Origin of the sequence: Thauera sp. 28 (assembly GCF_000310145.2) — a bacterium.
Taxonomy (GTDB): Bacteria; Pseudomonadota; Gammaproteobacteria; order Burkholderiales; family Rhodocyclaceae; genus Thauera; species Thauera mechernichensis.
In genome coordinates, this window is record NZ_AMXA01000004.1 from 22537 (window position 1) to 41428 (window position 18892).

The following is an 18892-nucleotide window of genomic DNA, read 5'->3' on the forward strand; positions in this document are numbered from 1 at the left end:
CGCTATAGTGTCGGCGGGCCTTTTCACATGTGCAGGACCATGCAGATCGTACTCATCAGCGGCTTGTCCGGCTCGGGCAAGAGCATCGCGCTCAACGTACTCGAGGATGCGGGCTATTACGTCGTCGACAACCTGCCTGCAGCATTGCTGCCGCAGTTGGTGGCACACCTGCGCGGTGCAGGGTGGCGGCGGGTGGCGGTCGCGGTGGACATGCGCTCCGGCGCCAGCATCGCGGCGCTGCCGCAGCAGGTGGAGGCACTGCGCGCCACGGTGCGCGACCTGCGGGTGATCTTCCTCGAGGCACGTGACGATGCCTTGATCGCGCGCTTTTCCGAAACGCGGCGCAGACACCCGCTGGCAATCGACGACGTCAGTCTCGAGGAGGCCATCCAGCGCGAGCGCGATGCCCTGGAGCCCATCGCCGCGCTTGGTCACCGTATCGATACCAGCGAGCTGCATCCCAATACCCTGCGTGCCTGGGTGAAGGATTTCATCCAGATGTCGGCGGGCGAGGGCATGACGCTGATGTTCGAGTCCTTCGGCTTCAAGTACGGCATTCCGCTCGATGCCGACCTGGTGTTCGACGTGCGCTGCCTGCCCAATCCCTACTACGATCCCAGGCTGCGCCCACTCACCGGGCGTGACCAGCCGGTGGTGGATTTCCTCGAGAAGCTGCCCGAGGTCGAGCGCATGGCGGGTGATATCCGTCGGTTCATCGCCGACTGGTTGCCGGCATACATGCGTGACAACCGCAGTTATCTCACAGTGGCGATCGGCTGTACCGGCGGCCAGCACCGCTCGGTGTATCTTGCCGAGTGGCTGGCCGTACAGTTTCGTGACCAGGTGGATGTGCTCGTGCGCCATCGTTCGGCGGCGCGCCGCGCTGCGGATCGCGCGGCGGGCAGTGTCCATGACGCGGCGTCTGGCGCAGGCGATGCCCGGGGAGGCGGGGCGGCCGGGACCGTACGCGGCGCCAGCGTGTGAAGCGCAAGCTTGGCGACTGGTGGGCGCTGCTGCGTCCGGGCGATGTGCTGGTCGTGCTTGCCGGCCTGATGGTGTGCGGGCTCGCAGTGCGCAGCCTGTGGCAGGGCGGTGCGCCGGATGGCGCCGTGGTACGCGCCGGTGGAAGGGTCGTGGCCGAGGTCGACCTCGGGCGCGAGCGCTTGATTGAAGTGCCCGGCCCGCTCGGAGTGACGGTGATCGAGATCCAGCCCGGGCGTGCCCGCGTGGCTTCCGACCCGGGGCCGCGTCAGTACTGCGTGCGTCAGGGCTGGCTGACCCAGGCCGGCGCTGTTGCGATCTGTGCGCCCAACGAGGTCAGCCTGAGCCTTACGGGGCGCTCGGCAAACTATGACTCCCTCAACTATTGAACTGACGCCGACGCCGGAAGATCGACGGATCGCGCGCCATGCTGCTGCCGCGATCGTGCTCACCGTGGCCGAGGCCGCCATTCCGCTGCCCCTGCCGGGTGTGAAGCCAGGGCTGGCCAATATCGTCACCCTGGTGGTGCTGGCACGCTGGGGTTGGCGCGAGGCGGTGTGGGTGTCCTTGCTGCGCGTGCTCGCCGGTAGCCTGCTGCTCGGGCAGTTCCTTGCGCCCGGCTTTTTCCTCAGCCTGTCGGGTGCAGTCGCCAGCCTGCTGGTGTTGGGCATTGCAGTGCGCTTGCCCAAACGGTGGTTCGGGCCGGTGAGCCAGAGCATCCTGGCCGCTTTCGCCCATATTGGCGCCCAGCTCGTCGTGGCCCGTCTGTGGCTTGTGCCCCATGATGGTGTGTTCTATCTGTTGCCCGTCTTTGCGCTCGCAGCGGTCGTGTTCGGGTTGGTCAATGGCCTGATTGCAGCTCGATTGCTCAGGGAACTGGGGGCGCGCTCGAGCAAGGGTGGGGCCAGTGCGACGGGCGAGGACGTGGAGAAATAGCCGGAACGCTGCCGCCGAGTTTGCGTCCAACATCGCGTCTGAGCCCCTTGCGGGCGAAAACCATGGGCGCGGAGGAGAGATGCGGGGAAGCTGGTGGCGATGGCTGAGTGCGCTGCTTGCGACGCTATGCGGGCTTGCCTTCGGCTGGGTTGCCGGCATGGGGCTGGTGAATGCCGCCGCGCACGCCGATCACCCGTCCGGGACCGTAATCGGCGATGCGATGGGGCGGCCGCTGCCGCCCGTGGGGTGTGATGCTCAGCCGAGGTGGGAGGATAGCCACTCGAGCAGCCGTTTCCAGCCGTCCTCCGCCTCTTCCCGGCGATAGCTCGGCCGGTAGTCGGCATGGAAGGCGTGGTGTGCGTCCGGGTAGATGTGGATCGTACTCGGGCTACCGGCCTTGCGCAGCGCTTCCTGCATCATCTGCACGCCCTCGAGGGGAATGCCCTGGTCCTGTCCGCCGTAGAGGCCCAGTACCGGTGCGTTCAACCTGTCGGCGACGTCGATCGGTTGCAGGGGAGTATTTGACGACGGGGTGCCGACCAGGCGGCCGTACCAGGCAATGCCCGCGCGAACGCGGGCGGTATGCGCCGCGTATAGCCAGGTGATGCGGCCGCCCCAGCAGAAGCCGGTGATCGCGATCTTTTCAGGGTCTCCGCCCTGAGCTGCAACAGCCCAGTCAGCGCAAGCGTCGAGGTCGGCCATGACCTGGGCGTCAGGGACCTTTGCGACGATTTCCTGGAGAATCTCGGCCACGCTCTCGAGCTTGCTCGGATCGCCCTGGCGGAAGAAGAGTTCGGGAGCGATGGCGAGGTAGCCCTGATGTGCAAGCCGGCGGCAGACGTCGCGGATGTGTTCGTGGACGCCGAAGATCTCCTGCACCACGAGCACGATCGGGAGCCTGCCAGTGGCCTCCGCCGGGCGGGCGAAGTAGATTGGAAGGCGGTCACCGTTGACGTCGATGGTTTCGTCGCCGGTCGTGAGCTTGCTGTCATCGGTGGTGATCAGCGTGCTTGCGTGCACTGGCTGTACCGCGAGCGCAAAGCCTGCCGCGGCAAGTGTGGTGACGAAGCCGCGGCGGTCAAGGCGGGCGGCTGGAAGCAGGCTGTCGAACTGCGGGTTGTCGTGTCGGGTGTCGGGCGTCGTCATGCTCTCGTCTCCTGAGTCCGGGGGGCGCTGTCAGGTGGGCGGCGGGGCAGGAGGCTCCGCGCTACGCAGCCTGGTGAAAGGAGACAACGCATCGAGCTGGCATGTTCCGCACGGTGGAGGGCATCTGCAGATGCAACAACGCCCGCTGCGGCCTTAAGGCACGGAGCGGGCGTGTCGTGCGATGCGCTGTCGCGCTTCAGCGGCGACGGGGAGGCGGCGCAGCCGCTGCGCCGGCCGGCCGGCCGGGCAGGTGGCGGAAGGTGATGCGGCCCTTGGACAGGTCGTAGGGCGACATCTCGAGCGAGACGTTGTCGCCGGCGATGATGCGGATGTGGTGCTTGCGCATCTTGCCGCCGGAGTAGGCAATGAGGTTGTGGCCGTTGTCGAGGGTTACGCGGTAGCGGCCGTCGGGCAGCACCTCGGTAACGGATCCGTGCATTTCGATGAGTTCTTCTTTGGCCATGTTCGGGCTCCTTGTCGTTGTTCCGGCGCTGCACGGTGAGCAGGGTCGGGCTGTTTCGCCTCCGCCGGGAGCGAATCGGGGACCAGGGCGTAGCGCGCAGCGTGCGCAAGGGCCTGGAGAAATCGGCGCGATGTTCGGCGGACCGGTGGGTGGAACTCGCAGTGACGATCCTGCGCGCAGGGCGAAGTGATCTGGGCGAGTACGTGGCGTGGGGGCGGAGGCGTGTCGGCGGTGACGGGGGAAAGCCCCTGTCCGGACGCAAGCGTGCTGCTCCTGACCCATGAGTGCCGAATCAGGACCGCGAACTAAAGGACCGTGAGCGCAAATTCGGCGAAACGTCAATCGGAGACTATACGCGATTCGATGAGGGGCGTCCATCGTTCAGACGTCTGCTCCGTCAACGCCGTACTTGCAGCAGGCGATCGAGGCGGTTTGCGAATGCTTTGCTGTCGGCGCTGCTGAATGCTGCAGGCCCGCCGGTGTCGATGCCTGTGCTGCGCAGCGTATCCATGAAATTGCGCAGGTCCAGCAGCTCGCGGATGTTCTCGCGGCTGTAGCGCTCGCCGCGTGGCGAGAGCGCCTCGGCGTTTCGTTCCACCACGGCAGCGGCAAGTGGAATGTCGGCCGTGATCACGAGGTCGCCGGGTTCGACGTGCGCAGCGATGTACTTGTCCGCCTCGTCGAAGCCGCCCGGCACCTGCACCATGCGGATCAGCGGCGATGGGGGCGTGCGCAGGAACTGGTTGGCCACCAGGATCAGCGGTAGCCGGGTGCGTTCGGCGGCACGGAACAGGATGTCCTTGATGACGACAGGACAGGCGTCGGCATCGACCCAGATCTGCATGGAAACGCATCCTGTAGAAAAGGAAATGCCCCAGCCGTGGCTGAGGCATTTCCCCGTTTTCTTGGTAGGCCGTGCTGGATTCGAACCAGCGACCAACGGATTAAAAGTCCGCTGCTCTACCAGCTGAGCTAACGACCCGAAAAGCGAGGCGAAATTTTAGTTCGGCTGGCCTGTCGCGTCAATAGTGGCTCGCAGTTGTGGCGTTTGCCCCGGGGCGGCATGTGACTCAGGCTTCGCGCATCAGCAGCCAGTACTGGATCTTCAATGTGACGGCCGAGCCGGCGATGATGGCGATTGTGGTGAGCACCGAGCCCAGGGCGAGGGTGGACAGCCCGGTGATGCCCTGGCCGATCGTGCAGCCCATGGCCGTGACCCCTCCGAAACCCATGAGCAAGCCACCAGTCATGTGACGTACCAGGTCGCCGCTGTCGCGGAAGCTCTCGATGCGAAAGTCGCGACTCGCCAGTGCGTGGGCCGCCGAGCCGACGATTACGCCGAGTGCGCTGGCGATGCCGAAAGTCACCACGCGGCTGGTGTCGCTCCACAGCATCAGGAGCTCGAGCGTGTAAGCGAGGGGGGCTACGAAGGTCAACGATTCGGCACGCCCGCTGTTGGTGGCTATGAAGGCCTCCTCCAGCGTCTCCGGGTGTTCGGCGACATAGCCGAGATGGGCGGAGACATACCAGCCGGCCACCACCGTTGCGCCGACGACCACGCCGCCGACCAGGACGTCGCTGCGCCAGGCCTCCCGGTCGGCCAGCGCCCAAAGCAGCAGGCCGCCGCCTACCACCAGCGCGCCCACGAGCAAGGCTGAAGCGGGCGCCATGCCGGAAGCCGCGCTCAGGAATGCGGGGATATCCTGAGTGTGGGGCAGTACGGTGGACACGGTGTCGATGTGGCGTACCCGCCAGACGCCGAACAGGCCCCGCATTGTCATGTAGGCCCCGATGGCGAGGAATACGAAGACCACGATCGATTTGAGGTTGCCGCCACCGATGCGGATCAGCGTCTTGCTGCCGCAGCCCGACGCGAGGGTCATGCCGATGCCGAAAGCCAGGCCACCGACCAGATTCGACAGCCAGATCAGGCGATTGCCGGTGTAGAAGGACTTGCTGGCATCGAACAGGCCAAGGGCCTGCAGGGCCGTCGTGCCGAGGATGGCGATGGCGATGGCAAGTGCCCACATCCGCATTCGGCCCCAGTCGCCCATATTGACGACATCCGATACCGCGCCCATGGTGCAGAAGTTCGTGCGGTTGGCGACGAAGCCGAACACCGCGCCGATGGCGAAGGCGAGCCAGACGATGGTCGAGGCGGAGACCAGGGGTTCTTCCATGATTTTGGCCAGGGGACGAGGGGGAGGCCGAATTCTAACTGCAAAGCGCGATGTGGCCGGGTTGTCGCTGCGGGAGGCGTCAGTGCGCGTGTGCCTGATAGGGCGTGGGATCGGGTACGCCTGCAGCCTCGAAGCCAGCGGCACGCAGGCGGCAGGCTTCGCAGCGGCCGCAGGCCCGGCCACCATCGTCGGCCTGATAGCAGGTTACGGTAAGGCCGTAATCAACCCCCAGTGCGATGCCGCGGCGGATGATGTCGGCCTTGGTGAGTTCGATCAGCGGGGCGTGGATGCGCAGTCGTGCGCCTTCGACGCCGACCTTGGTCGCCAGGTTGGCCATCGTCTCGAAGGCCTGGATGAATTCGGGGCGGCAATCGGGGTAGCCCGAGTAGTCCACTGCGTTGACGCCGACGAAGATGTCATTGGCGCCGAGTACCTCCGCCCAGGCGAGTGCGATGGACAGCATCACCGTGTTGCGGGCGGGGACATAGGTGACCGGGATGCCTGTGTTCTCCTCATCGACCGGCACGGCAATGCCCGGGTCGGTGAGCGCCGAGCCCCCGAACTGGCCCAGGTTGACCCGTGCCAGGCGGTGCTCGCGTGCGCCAAGCGCTTCGGCGACCCGTTTCGATGCGGTCAGCTCGGCCGCGTGGCGCTGGCCGTAGGCGACCGAGAGTGCGTAAGTCTCGAAGCCCATGTCACGGGCGATGGCAAGGCAGGTGGCCGAGTCGAGGCCACCTGAAAGCAGTACGACGGCGCGGGCGGTGGAGGTCATGGGCAATCCGGTTCGAGACGGGGCGGTCTGCGGGCGAGCAGTGCTCAGCGCCCGCGGGCGTCGTTCCACAGCACCTTATGGAGCTGGAGCTGGAAGCGCACGGGCAGGCGGTCGCGGACGATCCATTCGGCGAGCTCGGCCGGGTCGAGCTCACCCGCCACCGGGGACAGCAGCACGTTGCAGCGTTGGTCGAGTCGATGGCGTGCGATCTGCTCGCGCGCCCAGTCGTAGTCGCCTGTGTTGGCGAGCACGATCTTGAGCTCATCGTGTGCGGTGAGCTTGGCGAGGTTCTCGTAGCGGTTCTTGTCGACCTCGCCGGATCCGGGCGCCTTGAGATCCATGATGCGCGACACGCGCCGATCGACACCGGCAATGTCGAGCGCGCCACTGGTCTCGAGCGAGACCTCGTGGCCGGCGTCACACAACGCTTCCAGCAGTGCCAGACAGCCCTTCTGGGCGAGCGGTTCGCCGCCGGTCACACAGACATGGCGCAGGCCATGGCTAGCCACCTCGGCGAGGATGTCATCGAGCGCACGCGTGTGGCCACCGGTGAAGGCATAGGCGGTGTCGCACCAGGTGCAGCGCAGCGGACAGCCGGTGAGGCGGACGAACACGGTGGGCAGGCCCACTCGGCTCGATTCGCCTTGAACGGAGGCAAAGATTTCGGTGATGCGAAGGCGGACGGTCGCGGCCGTCCGCGTGGCTTGCTGCGACATTGCGCTCAGCGCGCGTTCAGGCGCTGGCGTGCGACCTGTGCGGCGTTGCTTTGCGGGTACCGTTCGACGAGCCCCTGCAGGGTGCGGCGGGTGGCGGCTGCATCGCCCAGTGCCTGTTGGCTATTGGCCAGGCCGAGCATGGCGTCGGGGGCGACGTCGTCGTTGGGCCACTTCTGCAGCACGGCATTGAAGTGCTTGGTCGCGGCGGCGACATCGCGCGCCTGGAGCGCAGCGTTGCCGGCCCAGAAGTGGGCGCCTGCAGTGAAGCCGCCCGCGGGGTAGCGGGTCACGAAGGTTTCGAAGGCGGCGAGGGCGTCCTTCTGCTTGCCGTCCTTGAGTAGGCCGAGTGCGGCCTGGTAGTCGGCCGACTCTGCGGCAGGATCGCCGGAGGCGGCCACCCCGGGGGCGCCGCCGCCAGTCTCGATCTGGCGCAGACGTGCGTCCAGGTCGACGTAGAAATCCCTCTGCCGCTGCTTGAGCGTCTCGACCTCGTTCATCAGCAGTTCGATCTGGCCACGCAGGCGCGCCACTTCGGCGCGCAGTTGCTCGTTCTGCATGGCCAGTTCGAGCTGGCCGCGACCGGCGGTCTCGAGCTGGCCCTGAACATCCTGCCTGAGCTGGATGATCTGGTTGCGTGCCTCGGTGTCACCCCCGAAGAGTTGGGCGTGCGCCGGTGCTGCGGCGACGAGGGCAAGCGATGCTGCGAGCGGCAGAAGGCGTTTCATGACGTCTCTCTCTTAGAACTCGCCCGAGTAGAGCATGTCGCCGCGACGATTCTCGGCGTAGCAGGTCTCGGTGCGGTCGTCGCAGCGCGGCTTCTCTTCACCCAGGCTGACCGATTCGATCTGCGCTTCGCGCGCGCCCAGCAGCATCAGCGCCTGCTTGACGACGTCGGCACGCTTCTGGCCCAGGGCGAGGTTGTACTCGCGGCTGCCGCGCTCGTCGGTGTTGCCCTGGACGAGCATGCGCATCTCGGGGTTCTGCACCAGGAAACGGGCGTGGGCTTCGATCAGCGGGCGACCTTCGGGCTTGATCACGTAGCTGTCGAAGTCGAAGAACACGCTGCGCTTGGACAGGATGTTGTTCGGATCGGTCAGCGCGGCGATGCCGCTGCCGCTCATGCCGGGGGCAGTGACGGTGGCCACGCCGGCGCCACGATCTTCAACCGATGCGCCGGCGGTGTCGGTGCCGGTGCTCGAGCACGCGGCAAGCGTCAGGGCGATGAGGGCGGGGAGGACGAGTTTCTTCATGGGTATAGCTCCAGTACTTGTGTTGAAGACAGCAGAGAGGATTGCGGCGTTTGCGCCGCGTTGTGTTTACCGGATCTGCGGGCCCCAGGCGGGCTCGCGGACATCCGCAGCCTGCACCGTCAGCCGCTGTCGGATGCGCCCGTCCGTCGACACCGCGGACAGCACGCCCCTGCCACCGCTGTCGGTGGCGTAGAGGATCATGCGGCCGCTGGGTGCGAAGCTGGGCGATTCGTCGCGTGCCGAATCGGTGAGGATCGTGGTCTGCCGCGTGGCGAGGTCCTGCACGGCGACCTGGAAACGGCCGGCATTGCGGGTGATGAACGCGAGCAGCTTGCCGTCGAACGAGAGTCGCGGCGAGACGTTGTAGTTGCCGTCGAAGGTGACGCGCTGTGCGCTGCCTCCGGCGGCCGGAATTCGGTAGATCTGCGGGCTGCCGCCACGGTCGGACGTGAAGTAGATATGGCCGTCGCTGCCCCAGAAGGGCTCGGTGTCGATGCCCGAGGATTGCGCCAGGCGGCGTACGCCGGAGCCATCCGCATTGATCACGTAGAGCTGGGACTGGCCATCCTTGGTCAGTACCACGGCAAGCTGGTTACCGTCGGGAGACCATGTCGGCGCCGAGTTCGAGCCCTTGAAGTTGGCGATGACCCGACGCTGGCCGGTGGCCAGCGTGTGCACATAGACGATCGGCTTCTTCTGCTCGAACGACACGTAGGCCAGGCTCTGGCCGTCGGGTGACCATGCCGGTGAGATGATCGGCTCGCGCGAGCGCAGCGCGGTTGCGGCGTTCATGCCGTCGGCGTCGGCGACCTGGAGTTCGAAGTTGGGGCCGGACTTGATGACGTAGGCCACGCGGGTGGCGAAATAGCCCGGCAGGCCGGTGAGTTTCTCGAACACGAAGTCGGCGATGCGATGGCCGACAATGCGGTTCTGGGCCGGGCTCATCGGTAGCGCCATGGCCCCCAGTTCGAGCTGCTTCTGGGCGTCGAAGAGGCGGAAGCGTACCTCGTAGCGGCCATCGGCCATCGGGATCAGGCTCCCGGTGAGGACGGCATCGGCGCCGCGCGCGCGCACTGCGGCGAGATCCGGCATCACCGACTCGGGCATCGGCAGCGGCCCCATGTCCACCAGGTTGAACAGGCCGCTGCGTTCGAGGTTGGCGCGCACGACGTCTGTGACGCTCTGCGGCAGCCGGCCTTCGTTCTCGAAGATCGGGATGATCACCGGAAAGCGCGTGGCGCCGGCTCCGGTGATCTCGATCGAGAGCTGGGCGTGCGCGCCCAGCGCGAGGCTGGACAGCGCGGCGGCGAGGAAGAGGCGGAAGGCGGTAAGCAGTTTCGTCATGGCGGGCGGACTCCAGCCGCGGATTATAGACAAGGCGGGCTCAATCGTCGGCCAGCGGGCGGAATTTCAGTTCGAGCGAGCGTTGGAACAGGCTGCGGTTGTCGGGCAGAGGCAAGGGGCTCGAGCGCCGGATTGCGCGCTCGATGGCGTCGTCGAGCGCGGGTACGCCGGACGAGCGCTTCAGGCGCACGTTCAGCACCTCGCCGCTGGGCAGTTGGTCGACCTCGAATACCGCCTCGGGGTTTCCGATCAGGCCGGGCGGACGCAGGAGGTTGCCGCGCACCTTGGCCGCGATGGCTGCGCGGTAGCGATCCACATCGCCTGCTGCCGCCGCGCGTGCGCCTTCCTGGCGCAACAGGTTGTCCAGCTGCGCCTGCTCAGCACGCCGGGTTTCTTGCGCCAGGCGCTGGGCCATGTAGTCATCCTGCACCGGCTTGGGCTCCGGCTTGGGTTTCGGTTTTGGCTGAGGCTTCGGCTCGGGCTTGGGGGCGGGTTTCGGGGGCTCGGGCTTCGGTTGCGGCTTTGGCGGTTCAGGTTTGGGTTCCGGTTTTGGCTCGGGCTTCGGCGCGGGCTTGGGTTCCGGCTTGGGGGGCTCGGGCTTCTTCTCCGGCGCCTTGGTGGTGATCTCCGGCTTGGGGGCCGGTTGCGGCTTGGGCGGCTCAGGAGCCGGCTGAGGTTTGGGCGGCTCGGGAGCCGGCTGAGGCTTGGGAGGCTCAGGCTTCGGCGGCGCAGGCCGGGGCTGGGGAGCCGGCGCAGGAGCGGCGGCGAGTTGAACTTCAAGCGCGGCCGGCGGGCTGCTTTGCCAGCGCACGCCGAAGAACAGGAACAGCGCCAGCCCGAGGTGGACGGCCACCGTCAGGGCCAGCGATGCCCACTTGCCCGGGAGCTCGCGAGTACGGACGACGCGTTCGTTCATCGGCCGCTGGTGCTCGACTGGGTCTGCAGGCTGATCTTCCGCACGCCTTGTTTCCTAGCAGTTTCGAGCACGTCGATTACTTGCTGGTAATTCAGATCGCGGTGGGCCGCAAGCAGGAAGGGTTGCTCCGGGTTCTCCGTTACGAAGTCCTTCAGCATCGTCGACAGTCGCTCTTTAGAAATGGATTCGGGTTGAGCGCCAGTTCGGCGGATGATCGAGTAGGCACCCTTGTCATCGACCTGTATCACTATGGCTTCGGTAACCGGCGCCTCTGCAGGGCCTGCCGAGGGTACGTTGATGTTTCCGGTCTGGACCATGGGGGCGGTGACCATGAAGATCACCAGAAGGACCAGCATCACGTCGATGTAGGGCACGACGTTGATCTGGTTCATCAGGCGGCGTTGGCGCATGGCAGGTTGCTCCGGTCCGTTCAGCGCAGGTTGCGCTGCAGGATGTTGGAGAACTCTTCCATGAAGCTCTCGAAGCGGATGCCGAGGCGGTCGATGTCGTGCGCGAAGCGGTTGTAGGCGACGACCGCCGGGATCGCGGCGAACAGGCCGATCGCGGTGGCGACCAGAGCCTCAGCGATGCCGGGCGCCACCTGCGCGAGCGTGGCCGAGCCGACGCTGGCCAGGCCGCGGAAGGAGTTCATGATCCCCCAGACCGTACCGAGCAGGCCGATGTAGGGCGAAACCGAGCCCACCGAGGCGAGGAAGGCAAGGTGAGCTTCGAGGTCGTCCACCTCGCGCTGGTAGGTCGCGCGCATTGCACGGCGAGCGCCGTCGAGGGTGGCGCCGTGGTCGTGGCCCTTGGCGCGCAGCTTGGTAAACTCGCGGTATCCGGCCTCGAAGATGCGCTCCATGCCTTCGGCCTGGCCGCGGCTTGCCGAGTCGTAGAGCTTGTTGAGGTCGCCGCCGCTCCAGAAGTCGCGCTCGAAGTTGTCGGTGGCGATGCGTGCCTGGCGAATCTGGAAGCGCTTGCGGAAGATCCAGTACCACGACATGACCGACAGGCCGGCGAGCAGCGCCATGACGAGCTGCACCAGGATGCTGGCCTCGGCGATGAGGCTGATGATGGAAAGGTCTTGGGTGACGGTCATGCTTGGCTTTCGAGGAGAGCGTACAGGGGAGCCGGGATGGCGGTGGGTTTGTGGCGGTTTACGTCTACGCAGGCGACGATGACACTGCTCGAGAACAGAAGTTCACCGTCGCGCAGCGCTTGTTGCTCGAACTGGATGCTGGCACGGCGCAGTGTGCCGATGCGGCTGACGATCTGCAGCGTGTCGTCGAGCCTGGCCGAGCCGCGGTAGTCGGCCTGCAGCGAGCGCACCATGAAGGCAATGCCGCTCTCTTCGAGCAAGGCCTGTTGCCCGACGCCGAGCGCGCGCAGCCACTCCGTGCGGCCGCGCTCGCAGAATTTGAGATAGTTTGCGTAGTACACGACGCCCCCGGCGTCGGTGTCTTCGTAATAGACTCTGATGGGTAGGACATGGCTTGCCTGTGCCCGGGCTGGCGCGCTTGGGCTGCCGGGGCTGCAAGTGATATTCGGTTGCATTGCAGCATTCTAGCCGAGCCCGAGCGTACGGTGCGCGCCTGTTGCAAATGTTGGCGATTGTCGCCGCAGGTGCTGCTTAATAGTTGTTTGAAAAGCTTTTTTACCTAAATATTGTTTTTGCCGGTGACGCGTCGTTTGCACCCTTTCGGGCGTGGAGCGGGCGCTCCGGAAATGCAGGAAATCCGCACGTGGCTCTCTCCTTCTTCGGCAAGAAAGTGCCGTCCGTGACTCCTGTGCCAGAGGTCGAGCGGGCGCCGGCTGCGGTCGAGTTGCCGCCGCCGACGGAGCTGTCCGGCCTGGATTTTTCGGCAACAGATCACGGTCGCGCGCTCGGGCGCGCCGCAGGCCTGGTCGAAGTGCAGGAAGTGGGGGCGGGAATTGGTGCCGCCTACGAGGAGGCAGCGGTGCTCTACGCCAATGGCAGCGATGCCGAAGCGCTGGCTTTGCTCGAGGCCACCGTGGGCGATGAGCGCGCCAATGTCGGCGAGGGCATCTGGCTGATGCTGCTCGATCTCTATCGCCTGGGGGGGCACAAACAGCGCTTCGAGTCGAGTGTGCTCGACTACGCGACCCGCTTCGAGCGCTCGCCGCCTGCCTGGCTTGACCTGTCGGGTCGGCTGGTGCGTCCCGGGCAGCCTCTGCCGCCTCTGGTCAATCTCACGGGCCAGCTTGGCGCCCAGGCCGGCAAGCAGTTCGAGCAGGTGGCGGCGATCGCGCGCAGGGCGGGCGCCGTGCGTATCGACGTCGGCCGCGTCCGCGGTGTGGATGACGCGGGCTGTGGCGTGTGGCGGCGCCTGCTCGCCGAACTGGCCGCAGATCGGGTCAAGGTCACCCTGCTCAATGTGGCTGCGCTGGCAGACATCCTGGGGGGGCGTCTGGCGCCGGGCAAGGCCGAGGAGCGCGATACCTGGCTGATGATGCTCGAGTTGCTGCAGTACGCCGGGGACCAGGCACGCTTCGAGGACATCGCCGTCGACTACGCCGTGACCTTCGAGGAGTCGCCGCCGTCCTGGGAGTGCCGCGGCGCAGAGCCGCGTGCCGTATTGCCCCAGGCGGCCTCGGCGCCGGCGTCGGTCACCGATCCGGATGTGCTGGTGCTCGAAGGGGAGTTGAGCGGCGCGGCCAATGATGCGATCAAGCGGCTGGCAGCGTTTGCGACCGAGCGCCGGGTGCTCAAGGTCGATTGCGCGCGCCTGCGTCGAATCGACTTCGTCTGCGCCGGGACACTGTTCAACATTCTCGCCAACCTGCAGGCTCAGGGTACACTCGTCAGCCTGTTCGACGTCAACGCCATGGTCGGCGCGCTGCTGCGCGTCATGAGCGTGGATCAGGTTGCGCACGTCACCCTGCGTCAGTGATTACTTGAAACGCCGGCACTGCGCCGGCGAGGAATCGTCATGGAACAATATCGCGGCACTACCATCCTGTCGGTGCGGCGCGGCAATCGCGTCGCCCTCGGCGGGGACGGCCAGGTCACCCTGGGCAACATCGTCATCAAGGCCTCGGCGCGCAAGGTGCGTACGCTTTACAACGGCCAGATCCTCGCCGGTTTTGCAGGCGGCACGGCCGATGCCTTCACCCTGTTCGAACGCTTCGAGGCCAAGCTCGACAAGCACCAGGGCAACCTGCTGCGCAGCGCGGTCGAGCTCGCCAAGGACTGGCGTACGGACCGCATGCTGCGCCGTCTGGAGGCCATGCTGGCAGTGGCCGATCGCGATCATTCGCTGGTCATCACCGGCAACGGCGACGTGCTCGAGCCCGAGCAGGGCATCGTCGCCATCGGCAGCGGCGGCGCCTATGCGCAGTCGGCGGCGCGGGCCCTGATCGAGAACACCGAGCTCGACCCGAAGGAGGTCGTCTCCAAGGCGCTGTCGATTGCCGGCGACCTGTGCATCTACACCAATCACCACCACACCATCGAAGTGCTGGATTGAGAGCGAACGCATGACCCAGATGACCCCGCCGGAGATCGTCTCCGAACTCGACAAGCATATCGTCGGCCAGGACAAGGCCAAGAAGGCGGTCGCGATCGCGCTGCGCAACCGCTGGCGGCGCGCGCAGGTCGATGAGCCGCTGCGCAGCGAGATCACGCCCAAGAACATCCTCATGATCGGCCCCACGGGGGTCGGCAAGACCGAGATCGCCCGCCGCCTGGCGCGCCTGGCCAATGCGCCCTTCATCAAGATCGAGGCGACCAAGTTCACCGAGGTGGGCTATGTCGGGCGCGATGTCGACACCATCATCCGCGACCTCATGGAGATTGCCATCAAGGATGGCCGCGAGCGCGCGATGAAGCGTGTGCGCGACCGCGCCCTCGATGCCGCCGAGGATCGCGTGCTCGATGCCCTGCTGCCGCCGGCACGCCCGGTGGGCCTGGCCGAGGCCGAGCCGCAGGACTCCGCCACCCGGCAGAAATTCCGCAAGAAGCTGCGCGAGGGAGAACTCGACGACAAGGAGATCGAGATCGAGGTTGCCGCGCCCTCGATGCAGGCCGAGATCTTCGCCCCCCCTGGCATGGAGGAGCTTACCCAGCAGATCCAGGGCATGTTCCAGAACCTGGGCGGTGGCAAGAAGAAGCAGCGCAAGCTCAAGATCCGCGAGGCGCTGAAGCTGCTCGCCGACGAGGAGGCCGCGCGCATGGTCAATGACGAGGAGGTCAAGCTCGAGGCCGTGCGCGCTGTCGAGCAGAACGGCATCGTCTTCCTCGACGAGGTCGACAAGATCGCGGCGCGTACGGATGCGCATGGCGCCGACGTGTCCCGCCAGGGCGTGCAGCGCGACCTGCTGCCGTTGGTGGAGGGGACGACGATCTCGACCAAGTACGGCATGATCAAGACCGATCATGTCCTGTTCATCGCCAGCGGTGCGTTCCACCTGTCCAAGCCCAGCGACCTCATCCCCGAACTGCAGGGCCGCTTCCCGATCCGCGTCGAGCTCGAGTCGCTGTCGGTGGAGGACTTCGAGCGCATCCTCACCAGCACCGACGCCTGCCTCACCCGCCAGTACGAAGCGCTGCTGGCCACCGATGGCGTGACGCTCAGCTTCACCGCCGATGGCATCCGCCGCCTCGCCGAGATCGCCTATCAGGTCAATGAGAAGACCGAGAACATCGGCGCCCGACGTTTGTACACCGTGATGGAGAAGCTGCTCGAGGAGGTCTCGTTCGAGGCCGGCAAGGGTACGCTCGATGCGGTCGTCGTCGATGCGCCGTATGTTGACGGCCGCCTCGACATGCTCGCACAGCGCGAGGATCTGGCGCGCTACGTGCTCTGATCCGCGTCCGCGCCCAGCATGCTGATCCGCATCGTCGAAATCCTCTTTCCGCTGTTCTCGATCACGGCGCTTGGCTACTTCGTCGGTCGCCGTGTCAAGCCCGACCTGTCGCAGGCCAACAAGCTCAACATGGACGTGTTCGTGCCCGCGCTGGTGTTCGCCGCGCTGGCCAACAAGGCCTTCGACATCAGCGCCTTCCTGCCGCTCATCGCCGCCTCGATCGTGATGGTGGTGGGCTCGGGGGTGGCGGCTTGGGTGCTGGCGCGCGTCACCGGCATGCAGCCCAAGACGCTGGTGCCGCCGATGATGTTCAACAACTGCGGCAACCTTGGCCTGCCGCTGGCCGTGCTCGCGTTCGGGGAGCTGGCGCTGGCGCCGATGGTGGTGATGTTCATGGTGTCGAACCTGCTTCACTTCTCCTTCGGTGCCTGGTTGCTGGATCACCGCGTGAGCGTGCTGACGGTGTGGCGTGTGCCGTCCGTGCTTGCCACTGCACTCGGCCTTGGTGTCAGCCTGACGCATTTCGAGGTCTGGCCGCCATTGCTGACCGCGATCCGGATGCTGGGCGAGATCGCAATCCCGCTCATGCTCTTTGGCCTTGGAGTGCGGCTTGCCAACGCACGCATCGGCGCGATCGGGGTGGGCGTGTTCGGTGCCGTGGCGCGGCCTCTGGTCGGGCTCGCGCTGTCGTGGATGGTGCTGCAACTCATCGAACTGCCGCCTCGTGAGGCGGCGCTGGTGCTGGTGTTCGGTGCATTGCCGCCAGCGGTGCTCAACTTCATGTTTGCCGAGCGCTACAACCAGGAGCCGGACAAGGTCGCCTCGATGGTGCTGATCGGCAACGTGGCCGCGGTGGTATTCCTGCCACTCGCGCTTGCGTTGGTGCTGGATTGGGCCTGAGCTCCGGGCCTGCAAAATCCATGGTGGCGGCTCTTTGAGTGCCTCCGGTGCAAGGGCGTACTCGCCCTCAACCCCTCGCGGCTGAGCTTGCTCAGCTCTGGGGCGGTCTTGCTGAGCCTGGCGCACCCATCAGCTTGCCCAGCAGGTCCACCGGCACCGGAAACACCAGCGTCGAGCTCTTGTCGCCTGCCACCTGGGTCAGCGTCTGCAGGTAGCGCAGCTGCATTGCGGCGGGGTCGCGGGACAGCATCTGCGCAGCCTCGAGCAGCGTTTCCGCGGCCTGCTTTTCACCCTCGGCGTGGATCACCTTGGCGCGCCGCTCGCGCTCGGCCTCGGCCTGGCGGGCGATGGCGCGCACCATGGTCTCGTTGAGATCCACATGCTTGATCTCGACGTTGGCCACCTTGATGCCCCATGCATCGGTCTGGGCGTCCAGGATCTGCTGTACATCGGTGTTGAGCTTCTCGCGCTCCGACAGCATCTCGTCGAGCTCGTGCTTGCCGAGTACGGCGCGTAACGTGGTCTGGGCGAGCTGGCTGGTTGCGTTGAAGTAGTCCTCGACCTGGATGATGGCCTTCTGTGGGTCAACCACGCGGAAATACACCACCGCATTCACCTTGACCGAGACGTTGTCACGCGAGATGACGTCCTGCGAGGGTACGTCCATCGTCACCACGCGCAGATCCACCTTGACCATCTGCTGCAGGCCAGGAATCACGATCACCAGGCCCGGGCCCTTGACCCGCCAGAAGCGGCCGAGCATGAAAATGACGCCACGCTCGTACTCGCGCAGCACCTTGAGCGCGGCAATGACGAGGAAGAGCAGCAGCAGGATCAGCGGGCCGAGCCCGAGTTGAAGGTCGATCATGGCGGGAGGCTCCCTGGTTGGGGTTGGAACGGATCGGATTGGGCGGAGGCGGGGGTGACGTCGAGGATGAGCCCGTCCATCGCCACGACGCGGACGTGGCTGCCGGAGGCAAGTGGCTGCGCGCAGCGGGCCCGCCACGTCTCGCCGTGCACATGGATCCACCAGCCGCCACCTTCGGCCGCGGCGCCGACGGTGCCCAGTGCGCCGAGCATTTCCTCGCTGCCACTCACCACCGGGCGGCGGTGGCTGCGTGCGGCAAAGGTACCAATGGCGATGATGATGGCTGCGCTCGCCAGTGCCATGCCGATCACGAGCGCGAGGGGCAGGCCGAAGCCGGGCACGTCCGCATCCATCAGGAACACGCCGCCGACCACGAAAGCGATGATGCCGCCGACGCCGAGGACGCCGAAGCTGGGCAGGAAAGCCTCGGCCAGCATCAAGGCCGCGCCCACCGCCAGCAGCAACACGCCGGCCCAGTTCACCGGCAGGAGCTGGAAGGCGTAGAGGGCGATCAGAAGCGAGATCGCGCCCGCCACGCCGGGTACGCCGAAGCCGGGTGAGGTGAATTCGAAGAACAGTCCGTACATGCCGATCATCATCAGGATCAGCGCCACCTGCGGGTTGGCGAGCGCAGCCAGCACCCGGTTGCGCCAGTCGGGCTCCAGGCGTTCGAGCGCGATGCTGGCGGTGGCCAGCGTGCGTGTGCCGTCGAGAACGGCGACCTCGCGGCCGTCGAGCTGCTTGAGCAGATCGGTGGTGTCGAAGGCGATGAGGTCGATCACACCCTGGGCGAGCGCTTCCTCCGCCGACAGGCTGGCCGCCTCGCGTACCGCGCGTTCGGCGAAATCCACATCACGCCCGCGTAGCTGTGCCAAGCTGCGGATGTAGGCGGTGGCGTCGGACATCGACTTGGCTGCCATGGCGTCGGTGGGCGTGGTGGCCTGCGGGCGTGTGGATGCCGCGGGCGGGGCTGGGGTGGGGGCGTCGGCGTCCCGGTCATCACCCGCCGTGCCCGCTTCCTTGCCGGAGGCTGGGGCCCGCTGCGCACGCTCCTCGGCTTCTGCTCCCGCCGCAGGCGAGTCCTCGCGCGGCGCGGTCCTGCCTGGTTGAGGGCCGCCCACGCCGATCGCCACCGGCGTGGCTGCCCCCAGGTTGGTGGCAGGCGCCATTGCCGCGATGTGGCTGGCGTAAAGGATGTAGGTGCCCGCGCTTGCTGCGCGTGCGCCCTCGGGGGCTACGAAGGTCGCCACCGGTACCGGTGAGGCGAGGATGTCCTTGATGATCGTGCGCATCGAGCTGTCGAGCCCGCCCGGCGTATCGAGCTCGATCACCACCAGCTGCGCGCCGGTCGCGGCCGCACGCGCCAGGCCCTTGTGGATGTAGTCCGCGCTCGCCGGGCCGATCGCGCCATCGACACGCAGTACCAGCGCAGCGCCGCCCTGCTGGGCGGTCAGCGTGCCTGCCAGTGTCATTGCCAAGGCAAGGACGACCAGCATAAGTCCGAACAGCCTGCGCGCATGTCCGCGTGCACTTGCACCCATCCTCGTGTCCTCCGTCGTCCAGTGCCGCGCGCTTGTGCGGTGGGCCGTGTCA

The 18892-nt window shown here is 66.4% G+C and carries 22 protein-coding genes and 1 tRNA gene; 7 read left to right on the forward strand and 16 right to left on the reverse strand.

The genetic code is table 11. The features are described from left to right. Nucleotides 1–39 precede the first annotated feature (39 nt). Genes rapZ through C662_RS04775 form a run of 3 tightly spaced genes read left to right on the forward strand, consistent with a single transcriptional unit; the run spans nucleotide 40 to nucleotide 1917 of the window. Nucleotides 40–984, forward strand: a complete 945-nt coding sequence (rapZ, locus tag C662_RS04765; RefSeq protein WP_002925656.1) for an RNase adapter RapZ — start codon at nucleotides 40–42, stop codon at nucleotides 982–984. Next, nucleotides 981–1370: a NusG domain II-containing protein gene (locus C662_RS04770; RefSeq protein WP_002925657.1), complete on the forward strand. Its 390-nt coding sequence runs from the start codon at nucleotides 981–983 to the stop codon at nucleotides 1368–1370. Before rapZ ends, C662_RS04770 begins: the two co-directional genes overlap by 4 nt. Beyond that, nucleotides 1351–1917, forward strand: a complete 567-nt coding sequence (locus tag C662_RS04775; RefSeq protein WP_232433218.1) for a Gx transporter family protein — start codon at nucleotides 1351–1353, stop codon at nucleotides 1915–1917. Before C662_RS04770 ends, C662_RS04775 begins: the two co-directional genes overlap by 20 nt. Nucleotides 1918–2172: 255 nt before the next feature. Here C662_RS04775 and C662_RS04780 read toward each other — a convergent pair whose 3' ends face one another. From C662_RS04780 to ybgC, 14 genes are all read right to left on the reverse strand, one after another. Next, the gene (locus C662_RS04780) at nucleotides 2173–3063 is read right to left on the reverse strand and encodes a dienelactone hydrolase family protein (RefSeq protein WP_002925665.1); all 891 of its coding nucleotides are present in this window, start codon (nucleotides 3061–3063) and stop codon (nucleotides 2173–2175) included. Between the two features lie 196 nt (nucleotides 3064–3259). Next, nucleotides 3260–3526, reverse strand: a complete 267-nt coding sequence (gene infA / locus C662_RS04785; RefSeq protein WP_002925671.1) for a translation initiation factor IF-1 — start codon at nucleotides 3524–3526, stop codon at nucleotides 3260–3262. Nucleotides 3527–3923: 397 nt separating this feature from the next. Then, nucleotides 3924–4370, reverse strand: a complete 447-nt coding sequence (locus tag C662_RS04790; RefSeq protein WP_002925673.1) for a YaiI/YqxD family protein — start codon at nucleotides 4368–4370, stop codon at nucleotides 3924–3926. Nucleotides 4371–4432: 62 nt separating this feature from the next. After that, a tRNA-Lys gene (locus C662_RS04795) sits at nucleotides 4433–4508 on the reverse strand. Between the two features lie 88 nt (nucleotides 4509–4596). Next, nucleotides 4597–5706 (reverse strand): YeeE/YedE family protein, encoded by a 1110-nt coding sequence (locus C662_RS04800; protein ID WP_002925675.1) that lies wholly within the window; start codon nucleotides 5704–5706, stop codon nucleotides 4597–4599. 79 nt (nucleotides 5707–5785) lie between these two features. Continuing rightward, complete coding sequence (gene queC, locus C662_RS04805) at nucleotides 5786–6478, reverse strand: 7-cyano-7-deazaguanine synthase QueC (protein ID WP_002925677.1); 693 nt, start codon at nucleotides 6476–6478, stop codon at nucleotides 5786–5788. 44 nt (nucleotides 6479–6522) lie between these two features. Further along, nucleotides 6523–7194, reverse strand: coding sequence for a 7-carboxy-7-deazaguanine synthase QueE (queE, locus tag C662_RS04810; protein WP_002925678.1), 672 nt, complete (start codon nucleotides 7192–7194; stop codon nucleotides 6523–6525). A gap of 5 nt (nucleotides 7195–7199) precedes the next feature. Further along, the gene (ybgF, locus tag C662_RS04815; protein ID WP_002925682.1) at nucleotides 7200–7919 is read right to left on the reverse strand and encodes a tol-pal system protein YbgF; all 720 of its coding nucleotides are present in this window, start codon (nucleotides 7917–7919) and stop codon (nucleotides 7200–7202) included. Between the two features lie 12 nt (nucleotides 7920–7931). Continuing rightward, entirely contained in the window at nucleotides 7932–8444 is a 513-nt protein-coding gene (gene pal, locus C662_RS04820; RefSeq protein ID WP_002925683.1) for a peptidoglycan-associated lipoprotein Pal, read from the reverse strand. Nucleotides 8445–8510: 66 nt separating this feature from the next. Beyond that, the gene (gene tolB / locus C662_RS04825; protein WP_002925684.1) at nucleotides 8511–9788 is read right to left on the reverse strand and encodes a Tol-Pal system beta propeller repeat protein TolB; all 1278 of its coding nucleotides are present in this window, start codon (nucleotides 9786–9788) and stop codon (nucleotides 8511–8513) included. A 40-nt stretch (nucleotides 9789–9828) separates the two neighbouring features. Next, nucleotides 9829–10704: an energy transducer TonB gene (locus tag C662_RS04830; protein ID WP_002925685.1), complete on the reverse strand. Its 876-nt coding sequence runs from the start codon at nucleotides 10702–10704 to the stop codon at nucleotides 9829–9831. Beyond that, entirely contained in the window at nucleotides 10701–11114 is a 414-nt protein-coding gene (locus C662_RS04835; RefSeq protein ID WP_002925686.1) for an ExbD/TolR family protein, read from the reverse strand. Before C662_RS04835 ends, C662_RS04830 begins: the two co-directional genes overlap by 4 nt. A gap of 20 nt (nucleotides 11115–11134) precedes the next feature. Then, nucleotides 11135–11803 (reverse strand): protein TolQ, encoded by a 669-nt coding sequence (gene tolQ, locus C662_RS04840; protein ID WP_002925687.1) that lies wholly within the window; start codon nucleotides 11801–11803, stop codon nucleotides 11135–11137. Further along, on the reverse strand, nucleotides 11800–12258 hold the full coding sequence (gene ybgC, locus C662_RS04845; RefSeq protein WP_232433219.1) for a tol-pal system-associated acyl-CoA thioesterase: 459 nt from the start codon (nucleotides 12256–12258) through the stop codon (nucleotides 11800–11802). The genes tolQ and ybgC overlap by 4 nt, the downstream gene beginning before the upstream one ends. A 188-nt stretch (nucleotides 12259–12446) precedes the next feature. Here ybgC and C662_RS04850 point away from each other — a divergent pair, with 188 nt between their 5' ends. From C662_RS04850 to C662_RS04865, 4 genes are read left to right on the forward strand one after another with little or no spacing between them, the layout of a single operon-like run. Beyond that, nucleotides 12447–13616, forward strand: coding sequence for an STAS domain-containing protein (locus C662_RS04850; RefSeq protein WP_002925690.1), 1170 nt, complete (start codon nucleotides 12447–12449; stop codon nucleotides 13614–13616). A 39-nt stretch (nucleotides 13617–13655) separates the two neighbouring features. Further along, complete coding sequence (gene hslV / locus C662_RS04855; RefSeq protein ID WP_002925693.1) at nucleotides 13656–14192, forward strand: ATP-dependent protease subunit HslV; 537 nt, start codon at nucleotides 13656–13658, stop codon at nucleotides 14190–14192. Nucleotides 14193–14202: 10 nt separating this feature from the next. Further along, entirely contained in the window at nucleotides 14203–15531 is a 1329-nt protein-coding gene (gene hslU / locus C662_RS04860) for an ATP-dependent protease ATPase subunit HslU (protein ID WP_002925694.1), read from the forward strand. Nucleotides 15532–15549: 18 nt separating this feature from the next. Further along, nucleotides 15550–16431 carry an AEC family transporter gene (locus C662_RS04865; RefSeq protein ID WP_002925696.1) on the forward strand — a complete coding sequence of 294 codons (882 nt, stop codon included), beginning with the start codon at nucleotides 15550–15552 and terminating at the stop codon, nucleotides 16429–16431. Between the two features lie 91 nt (nucleotides 16432–16522). On the opposite strand, the gene C662_RS04870 is transcribed toward C662_RS04865, so the two are convergent. Both C662_RS04870 and C662_RS04875 read right to left on the reverse strand, forming a co-directional pair. Further along, the gene (locus tag C662_RS04870) at nucleotides 16523–17299 is read right to left on the reverse strand and encodes a slipin family protein (protein ID WP_002925698.1); all 777 of its coding nucleotides are present in this window, start codon (nucleotides 17297–17299) and stop codon (nucleotides 16523–16525) included. Continuing rightward, on the reverse strand, nucleotides 17296–18840 hold the full coding sequence (locus C662_RS04875; RefSeq protein WP_002925699.1) for an NfeD family protein: 1545 nt from the start codon (nucleotides 18838–18840) through the stop codon (nucleotides 17296–17298). The genes C662_RS04870 and C662_RS04875 overlap by 4 nt, the downstream gene beginning before the upstream one ends. Between the last annotated feature and the right edge of the window lie 52 nt (nucleotides 18841–18892).